At 39.5% G+C, this 17,980-nt stretch carries 14 protein-coding genes and 1 pseudogene; 14 read left to right on the top strand and 1 reads right to left on the bottom strand.

The window, feature by feature from the left end; all coding sequences use genetic code 11:
* Positions 1–15: 15 nt before the first annotated feature.
* From H3T55_RS00240 to H3T55_RS00205, 8 genes are all read left to right on the top strand, one after another.
* A complete protein-coding gene (locus tag H3T55_RS00240) occupies positions 16–273 on the top strand; it encodes a DUF3343 domain-containing protein (protein ID WP_225533187.1) in 258 nt (85 codons plus the stop codon).
* Entirely contained in the window at positions 261–989 is a 729-nt protein-coding gene (gene yqeC, locus H3T55_RS00235) for a selenium cofactor biosynthesis protein YqeC (RefSeq protein WP_225533188.1), read from the top strand. The genes H3T55_RS00240 and yqeC overlap by 13 nt, the downstream gene beginning before the upstream one ends.
* Positions 977–1,807, top strand: coding sequence for a selenium-dependent molybdenum cofactor biosynthesis protein YqeB (gene yqeB / locus H3T55_RS00230; RefSeq protein WP_225533189.1), 831 nt, complete (start codon positions 977–979; stop codon positions 1,805–1,807). Before yqeC ends, yqeB begins: the two co-directional genes overlap by 13 nt.
* A gap of 305 nt (positions 1,808–2,112) precedes the next feature.
* Complete coding sequence (locus H3T55_RS00225; protein WP_087639790.1) at positions 2,113–2,556, top strand: flavodoxin; 444 nt, start codon at positions 2,113–2,115, stop codon at positions 2,554–2,556.
* A 61-nt stretch (positions 2,557–2,617) separates the two neighbouring features.
* A complete protein-coding gene (locus tag H3T55_RS00220) occupies positions 2,618–3,451 on the top strand; it encodes a sulfide/dihydroorotate dehydrogenase-like FAD/NAD-binding protein (RefSeq protein ID WP_225533190.1) in 834 nt (277 codons plus the stop codon).
* Positions 3,451–4,878 (top strand): NADPH-dependent glutamate synthase, encoded by a 1,428-nt coding sequence (gene gltA / locus H3T55_RS00215; protein ID WP_225533191.1) that lies wholly within the window; start codon positions 3,451–3,453, stop codon positions 4,876–4,878. The genes H3T55_RS00220 and gltA overlap by 1 nt, the downstream gene beginning before the upstream one ends.
* Positions 4,879–4,901: 23 nt before the next feature.
* Positions 4,902–8,441 carry a pyruvate:ferredoxin (flavodoxin) oxidoreductase gene (gene nifJ / locus H3T55_RS00210; protein WP_087639793.1) on the top strand — a complete coding sequence of 1,180 codons (3,540 nt, stop codon included), beginning with the start codon at positions 4,902–4,904 and terminating at the stop codon, positions 8,439–8,441.
* A gap of 268 nt (positions 8,442–8,709) precedes the next feature.
* Positions 8,710–9,984: an NCS2 family permease gene (locus H3T55_RS00205; protein WP_225533192.1), complete on the top strand. Its 1,275-nt coding sequence runs from the start codon at positions 8,710–8,712 to the stop codon at positions 9,982–9,984.
* 109 nt (positions 9,985–10,093) lie between these two features.
* Here the strand turns inward: H3T55_RS00205 and H3T55_RS00200 are convergent, their stop codons facing one another.
* A complete protein-coding gene (locus tag H3T55_RS00200) occupies positions 10,094–11,491 on the bottom strand; it encodes a TrkH family potassium uptake protein (RefSeq protein ID WP_225533193.1) in 1,398 nt (465 codons plus the stop codon).
* 301 nt (positions 11,492–11,792) lie between these two features.
* Here H3T55_RS00200 and H3T55_RS00195 point away from each other — a divergent pair.
* The 6 genes and pseudogenes from H3T55_RS00195 to H3T55_RS00170 form a co-directional block, all read left to right on the top strand.
* A pseudogene (locus H3T55_RS00195) lies at positions 11,793–12,205 on the top strand (FAD-binding protein); the annotation flags it as partial.
* Between the two features lie 28 nt (positions 12,206–12,233).
* Positions 12,234–14,132, top strand: a complete 1,899-nt coding sequence (locus H3T55_RS16695; protein WP_225533194.1) for a MucBP domain-containing protein — start codon at positions 12,234–12,236, stop codon at positions 14,130–14,132.
* 248 nt (positions 14,133–14,380) lie between these two features.
* Positions 14,381–14,971: a thymidine kinase gene (locus tag H3T55_RS00185; RefSeq protein ID WP_225533195.1), complete on the top strand. Its 591-nt coding sequence runs from the start codon at positions 14,381–14,383 to the stop codon at positions 14,969–14,971.
* A 52-nt stretch (positions 14,972–15,023) separates the two neighbouring features.
* On the top strand, positions 15,024–16,097 hold the full coding sequence (gene prfA / locus H3T55_RS00180; protein ID WP_087639797.1) for a peptide chain release factor 1: 1,074 nt from the start codon (positions 15,024–15,026) through the stop codon (positions 16,095–16,097).
* Complete coding sequence (gene prmC / locus H3T55_RS00175) at positions 16,090–16,941, top strand: peptide chain release factor N(5)-glutamine methyltransferase (protein WP_225533196.1); 852 nt, start codon at positions 16,090–16,092, stop codon at positions 16,939–16,941. The genes prfA and prmC overlap by 8 nt, the downstream gene beginning before the upstream one ends.
* 4 nt (positions 16,942–16,945) lie before the next feature.
* Complete coding sequence (locus tag H3T55_RS00170; protein WP_225533197.1) at positions 16,946–17,980, top strand: L-threonylcarbamoyladenylate synthase; 1,035 nt, start codon at positions 16,946–16,948, stop codon at positions 17,978–17,980.

The raw sequence follows: 17,980 nt of genomic DNA, 5'->3' as shown, positions 1-17,980 counted from the left end.
AAAAGAGGTGTAAAGATGGAATACCTTTTGACTTTTCAAAATACGCATTATGCTGTCCATAGTGAAAAAATGTTGGACACACATAAGATCCCAGTTTCTGTTATGGCGTTGCCGACAAGTCTGGGTGATTTTTGCGGGATCTGCTTACGACTAGACGCTTCTTATGTTGAAAAAGGACGACAGTGTTTATCACAGGCTGACTTACCGATTGAAAAAATTTTTATCATTGAAGAGCAAAATAACGAAAGGAGCTATAGGGAATGGAACGATTGAGCGATTGCTTTGCATTTCAGGGGAAACAAGTGATCTCACTGATTGGAAGCGGCGGTAAAACAAGCTTGATGTGGTATTTAGCGGACTGCTATCGTCACGAAAAAGTGTTAGTCAGTACGACGACGAAAATTGGCTATCCGCTTCATCAGTTGTACGACTTTTTCTATTGTCAAGATTTCTCTAAAGTAGGAACTGATGGTACAGGGATCACCTTAGCTGGAACACATATGCTGGGTGCACATAAATTAAGTACGCCGCCCAGTATAGTTCAGCAAAGCTTTCCGTCCTTCGATAAAATTTTTCTAGAAGCAGACGGCTCAAAACAATTGCCTTTGAAAGGCTGGGAAACCTTTGAGCCAGTGGTCATCCCTGAGACCACTGTGACGATCGGGCTGATTCCGATTTCTGTTTTAAATCAAAAAATCGATGAGACAACTGTCCATCGCTTGCCCTTATTTTTGAGAGCTACTGGAACTAAAACAGGAGAGGTGATTTGCGAGGAGACATTAGCTGAGGTTATTTCCAGTCCCAAAGGTCTCTGGGCAAAGAGTCGCGGTCATCGTATTTTATGTATCAATCAGGTAGAAACCTCAGAACAGTTAGATCAGGCGAAAAAAGTTTTATCCTTGCTGCCGTGCATGTTGATGAAGCGGCTGACTAAAGTTATCGCCTGTAATGTTCAATCTGGAAAAGGAGTCGTACTATGGGAAAAGTGACAGACAAATTTGCTGAAACCCTTGTTGCTGTGCGTGGCGGTGGCGATCTTGCTACTGGTGTCATTCAAAAATTGTACCATGCAGGATTCAAGGTCGTTATCTTGGAAACGGAAAAACCCTTGGCAATTAGACGAACTGTAGCTTTGTGTAATGCAGTTTTTCAAAAAGAACAGCAAGTTGAAGATATGAAAGCCGTGCTAGTTGAATCAAAAAATGAATGTCATGAGTGTTGGAAAAATGGCTATTTACCTGTATTAGTGGATACAAAAGCGGAATCTTTGAACGAGTTAAAACCGTTGATTTTAGTTGATGCTATTTTAGCGAAACGAAATATCGGAACGAATCGATCGATGGCGCCGATCACGATTGCATTAGGTCCTGGTTTTTCTGCATCAGAGGATGTTGATGTAGTTGTAGAGACGATGAGAGGTCATTACTTAGGAAGACTTTATTTTGAAGGAAGTGCATTAGCAAATACGGGCATTCCAGGTGAAATTGGCGGAAAAAGTGCTGAGCGAGTGATTCATTCCCCAGCCTCTGGTCAAGTAAAGCATATAAAAAAAATTGGAGACAACGTTCAAAAGGATGAACTTTTATTTTATGTTGGGGATCAGCCAGTATTTTCACCATTAAAAGGTGTTTTAAGAGGCTTGATTTCTGATCAAGTAATTTGTCAAAAAGGTTTAAAATGTGCAGATGTCGACCCGAGAGAGACAGAAGAGGTCGATTGCTATACTATTTCAGATAAAGCACGAGCATTAGGCGGCGCTGTTTTAGATGCAATTCTGTTGATAGGACGTCAAAAGGAGTTGCTGTAGAGACGCTCTTTTTGACATCACTTTTAAGAATTGATCTTGTTATCTAAAAATTATTTTTTTTACCTAAAAATTATTGTTTTAAACGTTGAGTTTATGGTATAGTATAAGTGAAGTTTTTGATTCTTTCCGTCTTCAAAAAAGAAAGCGTTTTATTTGAATTTTTAATTATGTGAAAAAGGTAATTTGATTGAAAGCTAGTAGAATAATTCATATTTTTGATAATAAGTATGAGAGAAATGAAAGGGGTTTCGTTCAGCTTTTATACTTTAAAATATTTTGTAAAAAAGATGAGAGGATGAGCAAATATGGCACTAGTAAAAATCGTTTATGCAAGTATGACAGGAAACACTGAGGAAATTTCAGAAATTTTGGAAAGTACTGTTCAGGACGCAGGCTTTGAGGTTGAAAGAGAAGAGTGCTCAGAGGTAGATGTAGACTTCTTTGATGACGCAGATGCATGTGTCATCGCGACGTATACTTATGGAGATGGAGAATTACCATTTGAGTTTGAAGATTTCTTTGATGAACTGGAAGATAAAGACTTATCAGGAAAAATCTTTGGGGTCGTTGGTTCGGGAGATCGGGAATATGGGGACTTGTTCTGTAAATCCGCTCATGATTTCGTTGAAGCGTTGGAAAAAGCAGGCGCAAAAAAAGTAGCAGAAACAGTCGAAATCGAAAATAACGCTGAAGATGAAGATGTCGAAGCATTGAAGAAGTTTGTCACTGAATTGACAGCAGGTTTATAAAGCTTGTAAATCATATGAAAGAAGGAAAAATGAATGAATTCATTCATTAACGGTAAAGCATATGTATAAGATAACCAAAAGTGAAGTACTTTCAACAAATGAATTTGATTTTTGGATCGAAGCGCCACGAATCGCTTCAAAAGCGCAACCTGGTCAGTTTGTGATTTTACGCATCAATGAAGTCGGTGAAAGAATTCCTTTAACGATTGCAGATACAGACTCAGAAAAAGGACTGATCCGTCTGATTTTTCAAGTCATTGGCAAGACGACTGCCGAGCTGTCAAAATTAAAAGCTGGTGATAGTTTATTAGACTTAACGGGTCCTCTAGGCATGCCTACAGAGATCAAAAATTATGGGACAGTGATGATCGTTGGCGGCGGTGTAGGGATTGCAGCGATTTTTCCAATCGTTAAAGGGCTGAAAAAAGCTGGAAATCGTGTGATTACGATTCTTGGCGCAAAAACAGCAGAATTAGTGATTTTACAAGATGAGTGCGAACAGTTTTCGGATGAGTTGATCATTACGACAGACGATGGCTCTTTAGGTATGAAAGGTCTAGTCACTGAAGCGATGGAGCAAGTGATTAGAAGGGAGCCTGTTCATTGTAGCTGGGCGATTGGACCAAGTTTGATGATGAAATTTTGTACGCTAACCGCATCAAAACATGACCTGCCTATCTATGTTTCCCTGAATCCAATCATGATCGATGGAACGGGGATGTGTGGAGGCTGCCGTGTTACGGTGGATAATAGCATCAAATTTGCTTGTGTCGATGGACCAGAGTTCAAAGGAACAGAAGTCAATTGGGATGAATTCATCAATCGCATGAAACAATATAAAGCAGAAGAAGAAACGTGTCTGGCGGATTATGAAAAAGCGCAGGTGACAAACTAATGGCGAGAAAAAGCAGAACAAAAACACCTATTTCAGAACAAGCACCGGAAATTCGCAAAACGAATTTTGAGGAAGTTTGTTTAGGATATACGATCGAAGAAGGTCAAGCAGAGGCAGAGCGTTGCCTTCAATGTAAAAATGCTCCATGTATTGCCAGTTGCCCTGTAATGATCGATATTCCAGGATTTATACTAGCGATCAAAGAAGGTGATATGCAGGAAGCTGCAGACGTTTTAGGAAAATATACGAACCTACCAGCAATTTGCGGTCGTGTTTGTCCTCAAGAAAAACAATGTGAGGAAGTTTGTAAATTAGGCAAAGCGAAAAATTTTGAACCTGTGGCTATTGGAAAATTAGAACGTTTAGTTGCTGATTGGGCTTTGGAAAATCAAGATTTTTCAAAGCAGACATCGAAAGATAGACCGATCATCGGAAAAATTGCGGTGATTGGTTCAGGACCATCAGGGCTTACTGTAGCAGGTGATTTAGCTAAACTGAATTATGAGGTTACGATTTATGAAGCACTCCATGATGCAGGTGGTGTGTTGACCTACGGCATTCCAGAATTTCGTTTACCAAAAAGAATCGTAAAAAAAGAAATCGAAAGTATTGAAGCATTAGGGGTCAAAATCGAAACAAATGTTGTCGTTGGAAAAACGATCACGATGGATGAGATCATGGAAGAATTTGATGCGTGTTATATCTCGGTAGGCGCTGGGGCTCCTAATTTTATGGGGATTCCTGGAACCTCTTTAAACGGCGTCTATTCTTCTAGTGAGTACCTAACAAGAATCAACTTGATGCATAGCTATGAATTTCCTAAATATGATACACCGATCAAAAAGTCGAAAAATGTTGTTGTTATCGGCGGGGGAAATGTTGCGATGGATGCAGCAAGGTCAGCTAAACGGATGGGTGCAGAGAATGTCAGTATCGTTTATCGTCGTTCGTTAGAAGAACTGCCAGCACGTATCGAAGAATATCACCATTCTGTTGAAGAAGAAATCAATTACCACTGGCTTACTAATCCAATCGAATATTTAAGTGATGACAATGGAAACCTAATAGGGGTCAAATGTATCAAAATGGAATTAGGCGAACCTGATTCATCAGGCCGACGCAGACCAGTTCCAATCAAAAATAGTGAATTTATTATCGAAGCTGACACAGTGATCGAGGCAATCGGTCAAGGATCCAACAAAGTGTTGTTATCCACTTTCCCAGAACTTGCGTTGACGAAATGGGGTTATATTGAAGCGGATCCAAAAACGGGAGAAACATCGATTCCCGGCGTCTTTGCCGGCGGAGATATCGTGACAGGAGCAGCAACAGTTATTTTGGCGATGGGCGCCGGAAAAGTTGCCGCAGTTCAAATGGATAAATATGTCCAGGAACAAAAGAAAATACCCGCAACAACAAAAGTCTGAGGAAAGATAAAAGGTGAAAAGACATGAAAAGAACAAAAACAATGGATGGGAATACAGCAGCAGCTTACATTTCCTATGCATTTACGGAAGTGGCAGCGATTTATCCAATCACACCCAGTTCTACAATGGCAGAATTAGTAGATGAATGGGCTGAAAATGGGTTGAAAAATATATATGGACAAAAAGTTCAGGTCATCGAGATGCAGTCAGAAGCTGGTGCAGCCGGTGTGGTTCACGGATCATTGAAGACAGGAGCATTGACAACGACTTATACAGCTTCACAAGGGCTACTGCTGATGATCCCTAACATGTATAAGATCGCAGGAGAACTTTTACCCTCTGTTTTCCATGTGGCAGCTAGAGCGATCACCACAAGTGCATTGAGTATTTTCGGTGATCATGGGGATGTTATGGCCACTCGTCAAACTGGTTTTTGTATGCTGGCAGAATCAAGTGTCCAAGAAGTAATGGATTTATCTGCCGTGGCTCATTTAGCGAGTATCGAAGGGAGCTTGCCGTTCGTTAACTTTTTTGATGGTTTTAGAACGAGTCATGAGCTACAAAAAATCGAAGTTCTTGAGTACGATGACTTAAAAGGAATGCTGGACCAAGATGCTGTTGATCGTTTCCGCCGCAGAGGGATGAATCCAAATCATCCGACTGTTTCAGGAACGGCTCAAAATCCAGACATCCATTTCCAACAACGTGAAACTGTTAATGCAAATTATGAAGCGATGCCGGCGATCGTTCAAAAATATATGAAGCAAATCAACGAAATAAGAGGCACTTCTTATGATTTGACAGATTATTATGGTGCAGAAGATGCGACTGAAGTTATTATTTCAATGGGGTCGGCTTCACCTGTGATCCAGCAAACAGTTGATTATCTAAATGGGCAAGGCAGAAAAGTCGGCTTTATCAATATTCACTTATACCGCCCATTCCCAACAGAAAACTTATTAGAAAAATTACCGAAGACCGTTCAAAAGGTAGCTGTGCTAGACCGAACTAAAGAAGCTGGTGCAGATGGCGAACCATTGCTTTTAGATGTTCAAAGTGCGCTTTATCAACATGAAAGTCGTCCAATCGTAATTGGCGGACGATATGGGTTAGGTTCGAAAGACGTTACACCAAATCAAATCAAGGCAGTATATGATCATTTATTGTTGCCATTTGCCGATTTAAAACAACGTTTTACAATCGGGATCGTTGATGATGTGACATATCGTTCATTACCGCAGGGAGAAACGTTAGATTTAACGGCTCCAACAACTTTCCAAGCTAAATTCTGGGGCTTTGGTTCAGATGGAACGGTGGGTGCGAACAAACAAGCAATCAAGATCATCGGTGATAATACCGATTTATATGCCCAAGCTTATTTTAGTTATGATTCAAAAAAATCTGGCGGATTGACCATGTCTCATTTACGGTTTGGTAAAGAACCGATCACATCCACTTATTTAGTAGAGCAGGCTGATTTTATCGCCTGTCATAATGCCTCTTATATCCATAACTATGATTTGCTTAAAGGATTAAAAGATGGCGGGACTTTCTTACTCAACACGATTTGGGATAAGGAAAAAGTCTATCGTTTATTACCAGCTAAACTGAAAAAATATATTGGAGAACACAATATTCAGTTTTATATCATTAATGCGGTGGAGCTAGCTCGTGAAGTTGGGTTGGGACGGCGCATCAATACGGTGATGTCTACCGCATTTTTTGAAGTCACAGATTTGATGTCACGCGACGAATATCTACCATTATTAAAAGCAGAAGTTAAAAAAACATATGGTAAAAAATCAATGGAGATCGTTGAGAAAAACTACCAAGCGATCGATGGTACGTTTGATTCTTTACAAAAAGTAGAGGTTCCGGCAGAATGGGCAACGATCGAAGTTGAACCAGAAAAAGTCGATCCAACGCTGCCAAAATATATCACGAATATTTTACAACCGATCAATCGTCAAGAAGGAAATGACTTGACTGTTGGAGATTTGATCGATAACGGCATGAAAACTGGAGAGATGCCAATGGGAACAGCAGCCTACGAAAAACGTGGCATTGCATTAGAAGTTCCAGAGTGGCAAATGGATAAATGTACGATGTGTAATGAGTGCGCCTTTGTCTGCCCACATGCTGCGATCCGGCCGTTTTTAGCAGATGAAGAAGAAATGCAGGAGGCACCTGAAGGCTTCGTAGCGAGAGAAATGCGCGGCGCTGACGGCTTGATGTACCGTATTCAAGTTTCTTTAGAGGACTGTACAGGCTGCGGCTTGTGTGTTCAAGCATGCCCAGTGAAAGAAAAAGCGATCCTGATGAAACCATACGAAGAACAAAAAGAACAAGCAATCAATTGGGCTTTTGCGATGACGTTACAGCAAAAAGAAAATCCTGTCCGCAAATTATCTGTAAAAGGTTCACAGTTCAATCAACCGCTGATGGAATTTTCCGGGGCATGTGAAGGCTGTGGTGAAACACCATATATCAAGTTATTGACTCAGCTGTTCGGTGATCGAATGATGATGGCCAATGCTACAGGCTGTTCTTCTATTTGGGGTGGTTCTTCGCCTGTTACACCATATACGACAAATGAATGCGGGCAAGGACCAGCATGGAGCAATTCATTATTTGAAGATAATGCAGAATATGGTTACGGTATGTATGTGGCAAATAACACGAAGCGTCAATATCTAGCTGACCAAGTTCAAGAGGCTATCGATAAGAAGGTAGGCTCGGAAGATCTTCAAGCGTTACTTCAAGATTGGCATGAGCATTACTTAGAAGGTGAAGGAACACAGCAGCGCGCAACGAAACTTGCAGCTGTGTTGAGTGAAGAATATCGATCAGATCCATTATTAGAACAAATCTATAAGCAAAGTGATTTGTTCGTCAAAACAAGCCAATGGATCGTCGGTGGAGATGGTTGGGCGTATGATATTGGGTTCAGCGGAATCGACCATGTATTAGCTAGCGGGGCGGATGTCAATATTTTTGTCATGGATAATGAAGTTTATGCGAATACTGGCGGACAAACCTCTAAAGCAACGCCGGCTGCAGCAATTGCGAAGTTCTCTGCTGGAGGAAAACAAACCTCTAAAAAAGATTTAGGTATGATGGCAATGACCTATGGCAATGTTTACGTTGCGCAAATCGCACTGGGTGCAAATTCAATGCAAACGATCAAAGCGATCGATGAAGCAGAACGTTATCCGGGTCCATCTTTGATCATTGGTTACACTCCTTGTATCAATCATGGAGTGAAAGGCGGAATGATCGAAACGTTATCTTTAGCCAAAGAAGCAGTTGAATCTGGTTATTGGCAATTGTATCGCTACAATCCTCAACTGATCGAAAAGGGCAAAGATCCAATGATCATCGATTACAAAAAAGCTGATTTCAGTAAGATGAGAGACTTCCTTGAAAAACAAACTCGTTTCTCTGCGTTACACACGATCAAAGATAATCAAGAAGTAGTTGAGCATCTTTTGACGAAAACAAAGGAAGACGCGGAAGACCGCTCAGAAAACTATGTAAAATTAGTGAGCCAGATCAAGAAATAAAGCTTCGTACAACTGAAGACCAAATAGTCCGGGACAAAACTAGAAAATAGTTTTGCCCGGACTTTAATTTTTAATGAATAATGACCAAGAGTCAGATTCTTCAGTGATTTTTATCTCTTCCTTTTTTCTTGCCAAAAATAAAAAATTTATCAGAAACCTGAAAAAAACGTTTCCATTGTGTTATCCTTATGTTCGATCATTTAAGTAAAAAATACCAAATTATATTGATACATAGAGATTTGATTTATGGATTATGAGGAGGAGTTATATGTTTCGAATAAAAAAGCTGACTAAAGAAGGGCTAAAACGTGAAATAGTTGCGGGAACAACATCGTTTTTTGCTATTTCATATATTATCATGGTGAATACAGTCATTTTGTCTGAAGCGGGAATGCCGAAGGAACTGACGATTTTTGGGACGATCTTCATTTCGATCATTGGTTCGATTTTGATGGGATTGATAGCAGATGCACCAATTGTACTGACGACAGGGATGGGCGTAAATTCATTTTTCACCTACACGTTAGTTCTTTCTTTGGGGCTGAGCTGGCAGGAAGCATTAGCTGTTAGTTTTTGTGCAGGGGTCGTCTACTTGATCGTTGCCTTTACGAAGTTGAGTAAGTTATTCGCAGAAGTCGTTCCTGAAACGTTGAAAGCTGGAATAACAGTTGGTATCGGTTTTTTTCTAGTGCTGATTGGATTAGAAAAGGGACATTTGATTTTAAGAGGGGAGCATACCTTTACACAATTAGCGCCGCTGAATGACAGTTTGACGATTTTGACATTATTTTCACTATTATTGACTGTATTTCTTTTTATCAAAGGGATACAAGGCAGCTTCTTTATAGGGATCGTTGTTGTGACGGCAGTTGCTAATCTTTTAGGATTAGTGGATCCAACAGAACATTTCTCTTTAGGCAGTTTAAAAAATGTTTCTCAAATTTTTCTAGAACTTGATTTCAGTTCGATGCTGTCAAAAAGTTTCTTACTCGGTGTATTTGCCTTATCGATGATCCTGATTTTTGAATCGATGGGGATTCTTAAAGGCTTGATGCCAGAAGCAGATGAGGATAAGTATTTGCGTGCTTATCGCGTCACAGGCTTGATTACACTGCTGTCTAGTCTATTTGGAACGAGCCCGACTATTGCAGCAGCAGAAAGTGCGACTGGGATCGAAGAAGGTGGAAGAACAGGCTGGACTGCCATTACGAGCGGAATCTGTTTCTTTTTAGCCTTGTTAGCTTTACCCTTTCTTTCCTATATCCCTGATTCTGCGTTAGCTCCAGCAATCATCATCACAGGATTTTTAATGATCCAGCAAGTCAAGTCATTAAATTTTAGTGATTTTAGTGATTACTTTCCCGCAATGTTGATGATCGTTTTGATTCCTTTTACTATGAACATTTCTGATGGAATGGCTTTTGGATTTGTCGCTTATCCGTTAACAAAATGGATCGCTGGAAAGAAAAGCGAACTGTCATTACCAATGTGGCTGATCTCTGGGTTGTTTTTAGTGTATCTGATCGTGAATATCTTGATTTAAACAAAAAGGTTGAGATGGAAGCGTAGTAGTTGCTTTTTTATCACTGTTTATTCGTTTTAAAGAGGGACTGGGTCGTAACTCCTAGAGTTATGTCCCAGTCCCTCTTTTTTTATCCAATAATGATTTTTTCAGAAGGATATTCATAGCCGATATCACGTGTTTCTTTTGGCACGAAAAGCATCAATGTATACAACATACCGATTCGTCCAATAAACATCAATAAAGCGATCATTAGTTTGCCAACGGTCGTTAAATCAGAAGTGATCCCCAACGAAAGACCAGTCGTTCCAAAGGCAGAAGCAACTTCAACGATGATTGCGATCAGCGGATGGTCCTCTGTTGCGGTCAAAAATAAGACGGCAAAGAAACACATCGTTAATGAAAGCATAAAAACAACGATCGATTTTCTGACATCATCCTCATCGATCCTTCGTCCGAAAACGTTGATTTTATCTTCGCTTTTTAAGAAAGAGTATAAGTATAGGCCGATGATCGCTACAGTAGTCGTCCGAATCCCTCCGCCAACAGAACTGGGACTACAGCCGATAAACATCAATAAAGAAAAAACAATGAGCGTTGTCACCTGAAAATCGCCTAAATCATTGATCTGTAAACCAGCATTTCGAGTGGTCATAGAATAAAACATCGAGGTGATCCAGCGTTGCACTTCGTCCATCTCGATAAATAAATGATCTTTTTCCAGCAAATAAATCAGTAATGTTCCACCGACAAATAGAATCACGAAGGCCAGTAGAGCGATTTTACTAAAAAGAGAGAATCGAAACGGCAATCCCCGCTTTTTCTTTTTAAAAAATATCCATTCTCGAACTTCCATCAATACAGGAAAACCGATCCCGCCGATAAAAATCAAAAACATGATGAGCATCAAAAATAAATAATCATTCGCAAAAGGAATGATCGAATCCCCTGTTACATCGAATCCAGAGTTTGTTACAGCCGAAATGGATTGATAAAAGCCAAAGAAAATCGCTTTCGACCATGTTTTATAATACCCTGCATAATAAAAGTAGATCGAAAAAAATGTACCGAAAATAACTTGAAACCACAAAATAATAGAGAACGTGATGCGGATCAGTCGGACAATTCCACTCAATTTAGGTTGATTCATGTCTGTCATGATCAACTGACGCTGTCTTAATGAAATCTTGCGTTTTGACAAGATGATAAAAGCTGTCGAAATCATCATGATCCCGAGTCCACCGATTTGAAAAAGAATTTCCAATAATACTACTCCGCGGTCGTTAAAAACAGAATTGATATCAAAGGTAGATAACCCTGTCACACTAACAGTGCTGATCGCCATAAACAGCATATCTATAAAATGAACCTGCGAGCCCTTTTCTCTAAAAAAAGGTAGGCAAAAAAGAATATACGAGATGACTGTCATAATAATATAGTATGAAACAATAATTTGAATGGAAGAGAAATGGTTTGAAAAGTGTTTCCCTTTTCGCTGTGCCAGCCATATAAGCCGATTTCGATTCATAACGAACCTCCCAACTGTCATTAAGATAAGTATATCAGAAAATGAAAGATGGGCAAATAAAGAAAAATTTCTTAGAATAGATAAAAAATTGATTAAAAAAAAATAGAAAAACAAGACAAATGAAAAAAGACATGTTATTTTATCAAAAGACAATTTATAGTCGTTCTAATTTGTGAAAAAAGTTAGATTGTTTAATTTATTCGTTAAAATATTATTTTAATTGATTACTATTTGCTTTCTATTGTGATTCGTTTCACTAAAAAACGATCTATTGTCTAAAAAAGATGAGGTGGAGGAAACAATAAAAAAAATCGTCTTGAGCTTCGTTTCTTTAGGACTGTTTGCGGGCTTAGCAGTTGGCTGCAGCAGTGATCAAGAGAAAAAGATGAGCCATAAAACGTCGAAAGAAAGTACAGAAGAAGTGACCTCAGGTGCCTCTGCAAATGGTGATACAGATATCAGTGAATTGAAAGACAACTTGATGTTGTAATTGTTGGCGCTGGTGGTGCAGGCATGACAGCTGCATTACAAGCGAAAGATGCTGGAATGAATCCTGTTATTTTAGAAAAATTGCCGATTGCTGGGGGAAATAGGATCAAATCATCTTCTGGAATGAATGTATCTGAAACTAAATTTCAAAAAGAAGAAGGAATATCAGACAGCAATGACAAATTCTTCGACGAGACTTTAAAAGGCGGAAAAGGTACAAATAATTAAGTAGATCAAGTAAAGGTGATGAATAGTGAAGAAAAGAAAAAGTTTAGTACTACTTGGAACAATATTATTATGCACGACTCAATTAGCACCGATGATTTCATATTCTATGGAAGCAGGGACATTGAATCAATCAAATACTTCAACGTTATATAATGAAAATAGTGAAGAAATGATGATAAATCCAAAGCAAGACTTATCTGATCAGCCGATCATGGAATCAGAGCGTGTTGAAGAACAGACAAACCAAGAAACACAGAATGAAGTCAATGAAACAGAAAATCCTTTAGCAGACTCAACTCAAACGTTAGTTGATGATAAAAACGAAATAGAAAAAGCAGCTGATGCCCAGGAGTCAAACGTGATTCAAGGCTTAGCAGACTCTTTAGGGACTTTGGAACAATTGATTCCTAAAAACCCAGAGGCTGTAGCTGATATCAGTGGAAATTTAGGTATTCTTCCAACCGATGAAGTCACGAAAGAACAATTAGATACAATCACAACATTAAGAGCATCTGCCAGTGGTTGGGAAGGATTTCAATATTTGACTAATCTTACTGAATTAGTCATTTTCACTGGAATCGGTCATCCTGAGAACGATGTTCAGTATCTACTGCCTTTGAAGCAGCTTGAAACGCTAACGTATGATGGTAGTGGCGGGAATGAACATACACTAGTCCCGAATGGCACATCCCAAAAATCAAGTGTTGATTTGACTCAATTTAATGAACTATTAGATAATGGCTTTCCTTTAAACGTCAACTTTATGAATTTAGATGTTACTGCTTATATACCATCATATAAATATGCAATTGCAAATCCGTTTATCGATCGAGAAGGGGCTGAGAGCCAAGAACTGAGTATTGATGCACCCTCATCAGATATTTTCTATGACGAAGAGAATGGGATATTTTTTACAGAAATCGCTGATGGAACGATTGTCGTCCCTAGCAATAACCTAATTGATGAACTTTACTTTGCAGATAATGAATGGAAAATACAATATTACTTTACGATGGTCAATTTTAACGTACCAGTTTATGGTGATTTTGTGATTGAAGCAGATTCGGAAATTTCATATCATGCGAATACATCCATTTCTGAAGCAACGTTTCTTTCAGATATCCATGCCGAATATGCAGCAAAACTACCTGTAGAATCGGATGTAATAATAACGAGTAACTTTTCAGAAAACGTTGATTTTAATCAACCTGGAGAATATACAGTACAGCTCGATACAAAGTTATCTTCAACGATCGACTCTAGAGCAAATGCTAAGCCGGTTGAAGTCTTTGTAACGATTTTGCCGGAGATCAGTGGGGATGTCATTGTCAAGTACGTTGATACAGAAGGCAACTCAATTGCGGATGAGATCATAATGTCCGGCGGTATAGGAGAAGATTATTCAACAGAAAAACAAGAGATCGCTGGTTACACATTTAAAGAAGTGCAGGGAAATGCGATCGGTAAGTTCACGAATCAATTGCAAACAGTGACATATGTTTATACAAAGAATACTGAATCTGCTGGAGATGTCATTGTTAAGTATGTCGATACGACTGGCCATCCAATTGCGGATGAAATCGTGAAATCAGGTAAGATAGGAGAAGGCTATACGACAGAAAAACAAGAAATCACTGGTTATACATTTAAAGAAGCTCAAGGAAATACAGCTGGTACATTCACGAATCAGGTTCAAACAGTGACATATATCTATACAAAAAATAAAGAGAATATTTCTTCCCCAACACCTAAACCACAAAGTCCTTCGAACAATGGTCAAGGATACGAAAAGAATGATACGACTAAAGATGCACTGCCAGCATTAGGCGAAACCGATCACTTAACACTCAATATTCTTGGTATGATAATAATGGCAGTAACAGCAATCATTTTATTATTTAGAAAAAGAACACAGGAAAAATAAAAGACAGCATGCAATAGACAATAAAGAAATTGATTTCGATAGATCGATTCTTTATTGTCTATTTTTATGTAAAATCGGTCTACAGTTTTTAGATTTCCCAATATTATTAAAAGAGACAAAGGAGAGAAGGAAGAGAAAATTTGCAGAAAAAAATCTCTTGTTCGATATGCCTTAAATTTACCACTGTAAAAAACTCCAGTTTTATAGTAAAATACGAGAGGAACAAAACGAAAGGTGACGACGGATAAATGGCACAATTATTTTTTAAATATGGCGCAATGAACAGCGGCAAAACCATTGAAATTTTAAAAGTAGCTCACAATTATGAAGAACAGGACAAACCTGTTGTGATCATGACAAGCGGACTAGATACTAGAGATGGCGTTGGTGTCGTTTCAAGTCGTATCGGCCTTAGAAGAGAAGCGATCCCGATTTTCAAAGAGACCAATGTTTATGAATTGATCCAAAAATTAGACTATCGACCATATTGTATATTAGTGGACGAATCTCAATTTTTAGGTAAACAGCACGTGATCGAATTTGCCCGTGTAGTTGATGAGCTGAATATTCCAGTCATGGCGTTCGGGTTGAAAAATGATTTTCGTAATGAGCTTTTTGAAGGATCTAAATATTTAATGCTTTATGCAGACAAATTAGAAGAACTAAAAACGATTTGCTGGTTCTGCCACAAAAAAGCAACGATGAACTTGCATTACATCGATGGTAAGCCCGTTTATGAAGGGACACAAGTTCAAATTGGCGGCAATGAAGCCTATTATCCAGTCTGCCGTAATCACTACTTTCATCCGCCGATCGATGGGGAACAAGAAGGAAAGTAAACGATAAATAAATGAATAAAAATGTTATCAAACAAAAAAGGAGCAGTTGACTATGTACGATCAGTTACAATCAATCGAAGATCGCTATGAAGAGCTGGGCGAATTACTAAGTGACCCTGAAGTCATTAGTGATACGAAACGCTTTATGCAGCTATCAAAAGAAGAGGCGAATACTCGTGAAACAGTAGAAGTCTACCGCCGTTATAAGCAAGTCATCGAAGGAATCAGTGACACCGAAGAGTTATTAGGTGAAAAAATGGATGCTGAAATGACTGAAATGGCGAAAGAAGAGCTTTCAGAACTCAAAAAAGAAAAAGAAGTGCTTGAAGAACGAATCAAGATTTTACTACTACCAACAGATCCAAATGACGATAAAAATATTATCATGGAAATTCGCGGAGCAGCTGGTGGAGATGAAGCCGCATTATTTGCGGGGGATCTATTCGGCATGTACCAAAAATATGCAGAATCCCAAGGCTGGAAAACAGATGTTATGGAAGCGAGTATTACTGGGATCGGCGGCTATAAAGAAGTCATCATGATGATTTCTGGGGAGAACGTTTTCTCTAAATTAAAGTATGAGAGTGGTGCACACCGTGTACAACGTGTCCCTTCAACGGAATCACAAGGACGAATCCATACATCTACAGCGACAGTAGTGGTGTTGCCAGAAGCAGAAGAAGTCGAACTTGAGCTGGAAGACAAGGATATTCGTACGGACATTTACCATGCCTCTGGGGCAGGTGGTCAGCACGTCAACAAAACAGCATCTGCTGTTCGTTTGACTCATATTCCAACAGGAATTGCTGTAGCAATGCAGGATGAACGTTCTCAAATCAAAAACCGTGAAAAGGCAATGAAAATTTTACGTGCCAGAGTGTATGACCAAATTCAACAAGAAGCACAAAATGAGTACGATGCAAATCGGAAATCTGCTGTGGGGACAGGCGATCGTTCAGAGCGTATTCGTACCTATAATTTCCCGCAAAACCGTGTAACAGATCACCGAATTGGTTTGACGATCCAAAAATTAGATCAAATTTTAGCTGGAAAGCTGGATGAAATCGTGGATGCATTAGTACTGTATGATCAAACCTCAAAACTAGAAGAGATGCAAAATGGGTAACCGTTATTTTGAAGTCCTTGAACGGGCTTCTTCTTTTTTGGAAGAACAAGGGATTGAAGGTCAAAGTATCCTTTTTGTCTTTTTAGAGCGGAAAAACTGGAGCAAGACAGATTGGCTGATCCATTTAAAAGATGAAATGCCTGAAGAAGAAGAGCAGCAGCTTGAGACAGACCTAGCCTTGTTAGCAGATCATTATCCAGCTCAATATTTATTAGGCTATGCTGACTTTTATGAACAGCGTTTTTCTGTAAACGAACATACACTTATTCCTAGACCGGAAACAGAAGAACTCGTTGAACTTTGTCTAAAAGAGAACCCTGATGAGCCGCTGACCGTTGTAGATATCGGTACAGGTACAGGAGCAATCGCAATCAGTTTGAAGGCAAATCGTCCAAGCTGGCAAATCCTAGCAGTTGATATTTCTGTTGAAGCTTTAAGAGTTGCTGAAGGAAATGCCAAGAGATTACATGCAGCAGTGGATTTTCTACAAGGGGATCTTCTAAAACCTTTAGATGGAAAAGCAATTGATCTTTTGATCTCAAACCCGCCTTATATCAGTAATGATGAGTGGCGCTTGATGGATGAAAGTGTCCGCACGTTTGAACCTAAAACAGCTCTTTTTGCAGAGCAGGACGGTTTGGCTATTTATCAGCGTTTGGCACAAGAAGTACCGAAGATTTTAGCACCTAAAGGGAAAATATATTTAGAAATCGGATTCCAGCAAGGGAAAGCAGTGAAAGAATTATTTCAGCAGGCTTTTCCTGGACATGTCGTTCGAGTACTTAAAGACTTATCTGGTAATGATCGAATGGTAGCAGTCACACCAGATGAAAAAGCGGGGTGAAAATGTGGAAACAAAACTATTTACAGTTGATGAAATAGAGCAAGCGGCAAATTTGCTTCGCCAAGGGGAGCTCATTGCCTTTCCGACTGAGACCGTTTACGGTCTTGGCGCCAATGCCTTGAATGAGTCAGCAGTCAAACAGGTTTATGCTGTCAAGGGGCGTCCCAGTGATAATCCGCTGATCGTCCATGTCAGTGATTTTGAGATGGTCAAAGAGTACGTCACTGATTTTCCAAAGCAAACGGCAGCATTAGTAAACGCTTTTTGGCCGGGACCGCTAACGATGATCTTCAATGTAAAACCAGCTGCCTTTTCAAAAACAGTTACAGGCGGATTGCAGACCGTTGCTTTTCGTATGCCGAATAATCAGCAGACGGTCAATTTGATCAAAAAAGCAGGTGTGCCTATTGTTGGACCAAGTGCCAATACTTCTGGAAAACCAAGTCCTACAACTGCCGATCATGTTTATCATGATCTTGAAGGAAAAATTGCTGGTATATTAGATGATGGACCCACTCAAATCGGGGTAGAATCTACTGTTTTAGATTTGACTTCTTCTGACGGCGTCCCAGTGATACTCCGACCCGGGGCAGTCACGAAAGAACAGTTGGAAGCAGTCATTGGACAGGTGGCGATCGATCAGCACTTGATCAGCGAAAATGAAGCACCTAAAGCTCCTGGAATGAAATACAAGCATTATTCTCCAGATGTACCTGTTTGGATCATTGAGGGCGGTTTAGAGGTGTTTGATCAAGCAATCGATTGGGCATTCAAGAACCATAAAAGAGTTGGCCTTTTTGCAGATGATCAGATCATCGTTGAGACCAAAAAAGTCAATGAGACTTTTTCATTCGGGCAACCTTCCGTAGAGTCAGCGACAAAGTGGTTATTTGCTGGTTTGAGAGCACTGGATGAGACAGAGATCGATGTTATTTTTGCTCAGGGATTTCCGGAGACTGGCCTAGGGATCGCTTACATGAACCGGTTGAAAAAAGCTGCAAACCAAAAAATTTTAAAAAAAGATTCTATTTTCGAGTAG

This window comes from Enterococcus sp. S22(2020), from assembly GCF_020295385.1.
In the GTDB taxonomy this organism is placed as follows: Bacteria; Bacillota; Bacilli; order Lactobacillales; family Enterococcaceae; genus Enterococcus_L; species Enterococcus_L dunnyi.
This window is presented reverse-complemented; position numbering and strand designations above follow the sequence as displayed.

What these genes read in the sequence shown, in the direction of transcription:
- H3T55_RS00240 (WP_225533187.1), top strand. Translation starts at nt 16, where the DNA reads ATGGAATACCTTTTGACTTTTCAAAATACGCATTATGCTGTCCATAGT.
- yqeC (WP_225533188.1), top strand. Translation starts at nt 261, where the DNA reads ATGGAACGATTGAGCGATTGCTTTGCATTTCAGGGGAAACAAGTGATC.
- yqeB (WP_225533189.1), top strand. Translation starts at nt 977, where the DNA reads ATGGGAAAAGTGACAGACAAATTTGCTGAAACCCTTGTTGCTGTGCGT.
- H3T55_RS00225 (WP_087639790.1), top strand. Translation starts at nt 2,113, where the DNA reads ATGGCACTAGTAAAAATCGTTTATGCAAGTATGACAGGAAACACTGAG.
- H3T55_RS00220 (WP_225533190.1), top strand. Translation starts at nt 2,618, where the DNA reads ATGTATAAGATAACCAAAAGTGAAGTACTTTCAACAAATGAATTTGAT.
- gltA (WP_225533191.1), top strand. Translation starts at nt 3,451, where the DNA reads ATGGCGAGAAAAAGCAGAACAAAAACACCTATTTCAGAACAAGCACCG.
- nifJ (WP_087639793.1), top strand. Translation starts at nt 4,902, where the DNA reads ATGAAAAGAACAAAAACAATGGATGGGAATACAGCAGCAGCTTACATT.
- H3T55_RS00205 (WP_225533192.1), top strand. Translation starts at nt 8,710, where the DNA reads ATGTTTCGAATAAAAAAGCTGACTAAAGAAGGGCTAAAACGTGAAATA.
- H3T55_RS00200 (WP_225533193.1), bottom strand. Translation starts at nt 11,491, where the DNA reads ATGAATCGAAATCGGCTTATATGGCTGGCACAGCGAAAAGGGAAACAC.
- H3T55_RS00185 (WP_225533195.1), top strand. Translation starts at nt 14,381, where the DNA reads ATGGCACAATTATTTTTTAAATATGGCGCAATGAACAGCGGCAAAACC.
- prfA (WP_087639797.1), top strand. Translation starts at nt 15,024, where the DNA reads ATGTACGATCAGTTACAATCAATCGAAGATCGCTATGAAGAGCTGGGC.
- prmC (WP_225533196.1), top strand. Translation starts at nt 16,090, where the DNA reads ATGGGTAACCGTTATTTTGAAGTCCTTGAACGGGCTTCTTCTTTTTTG.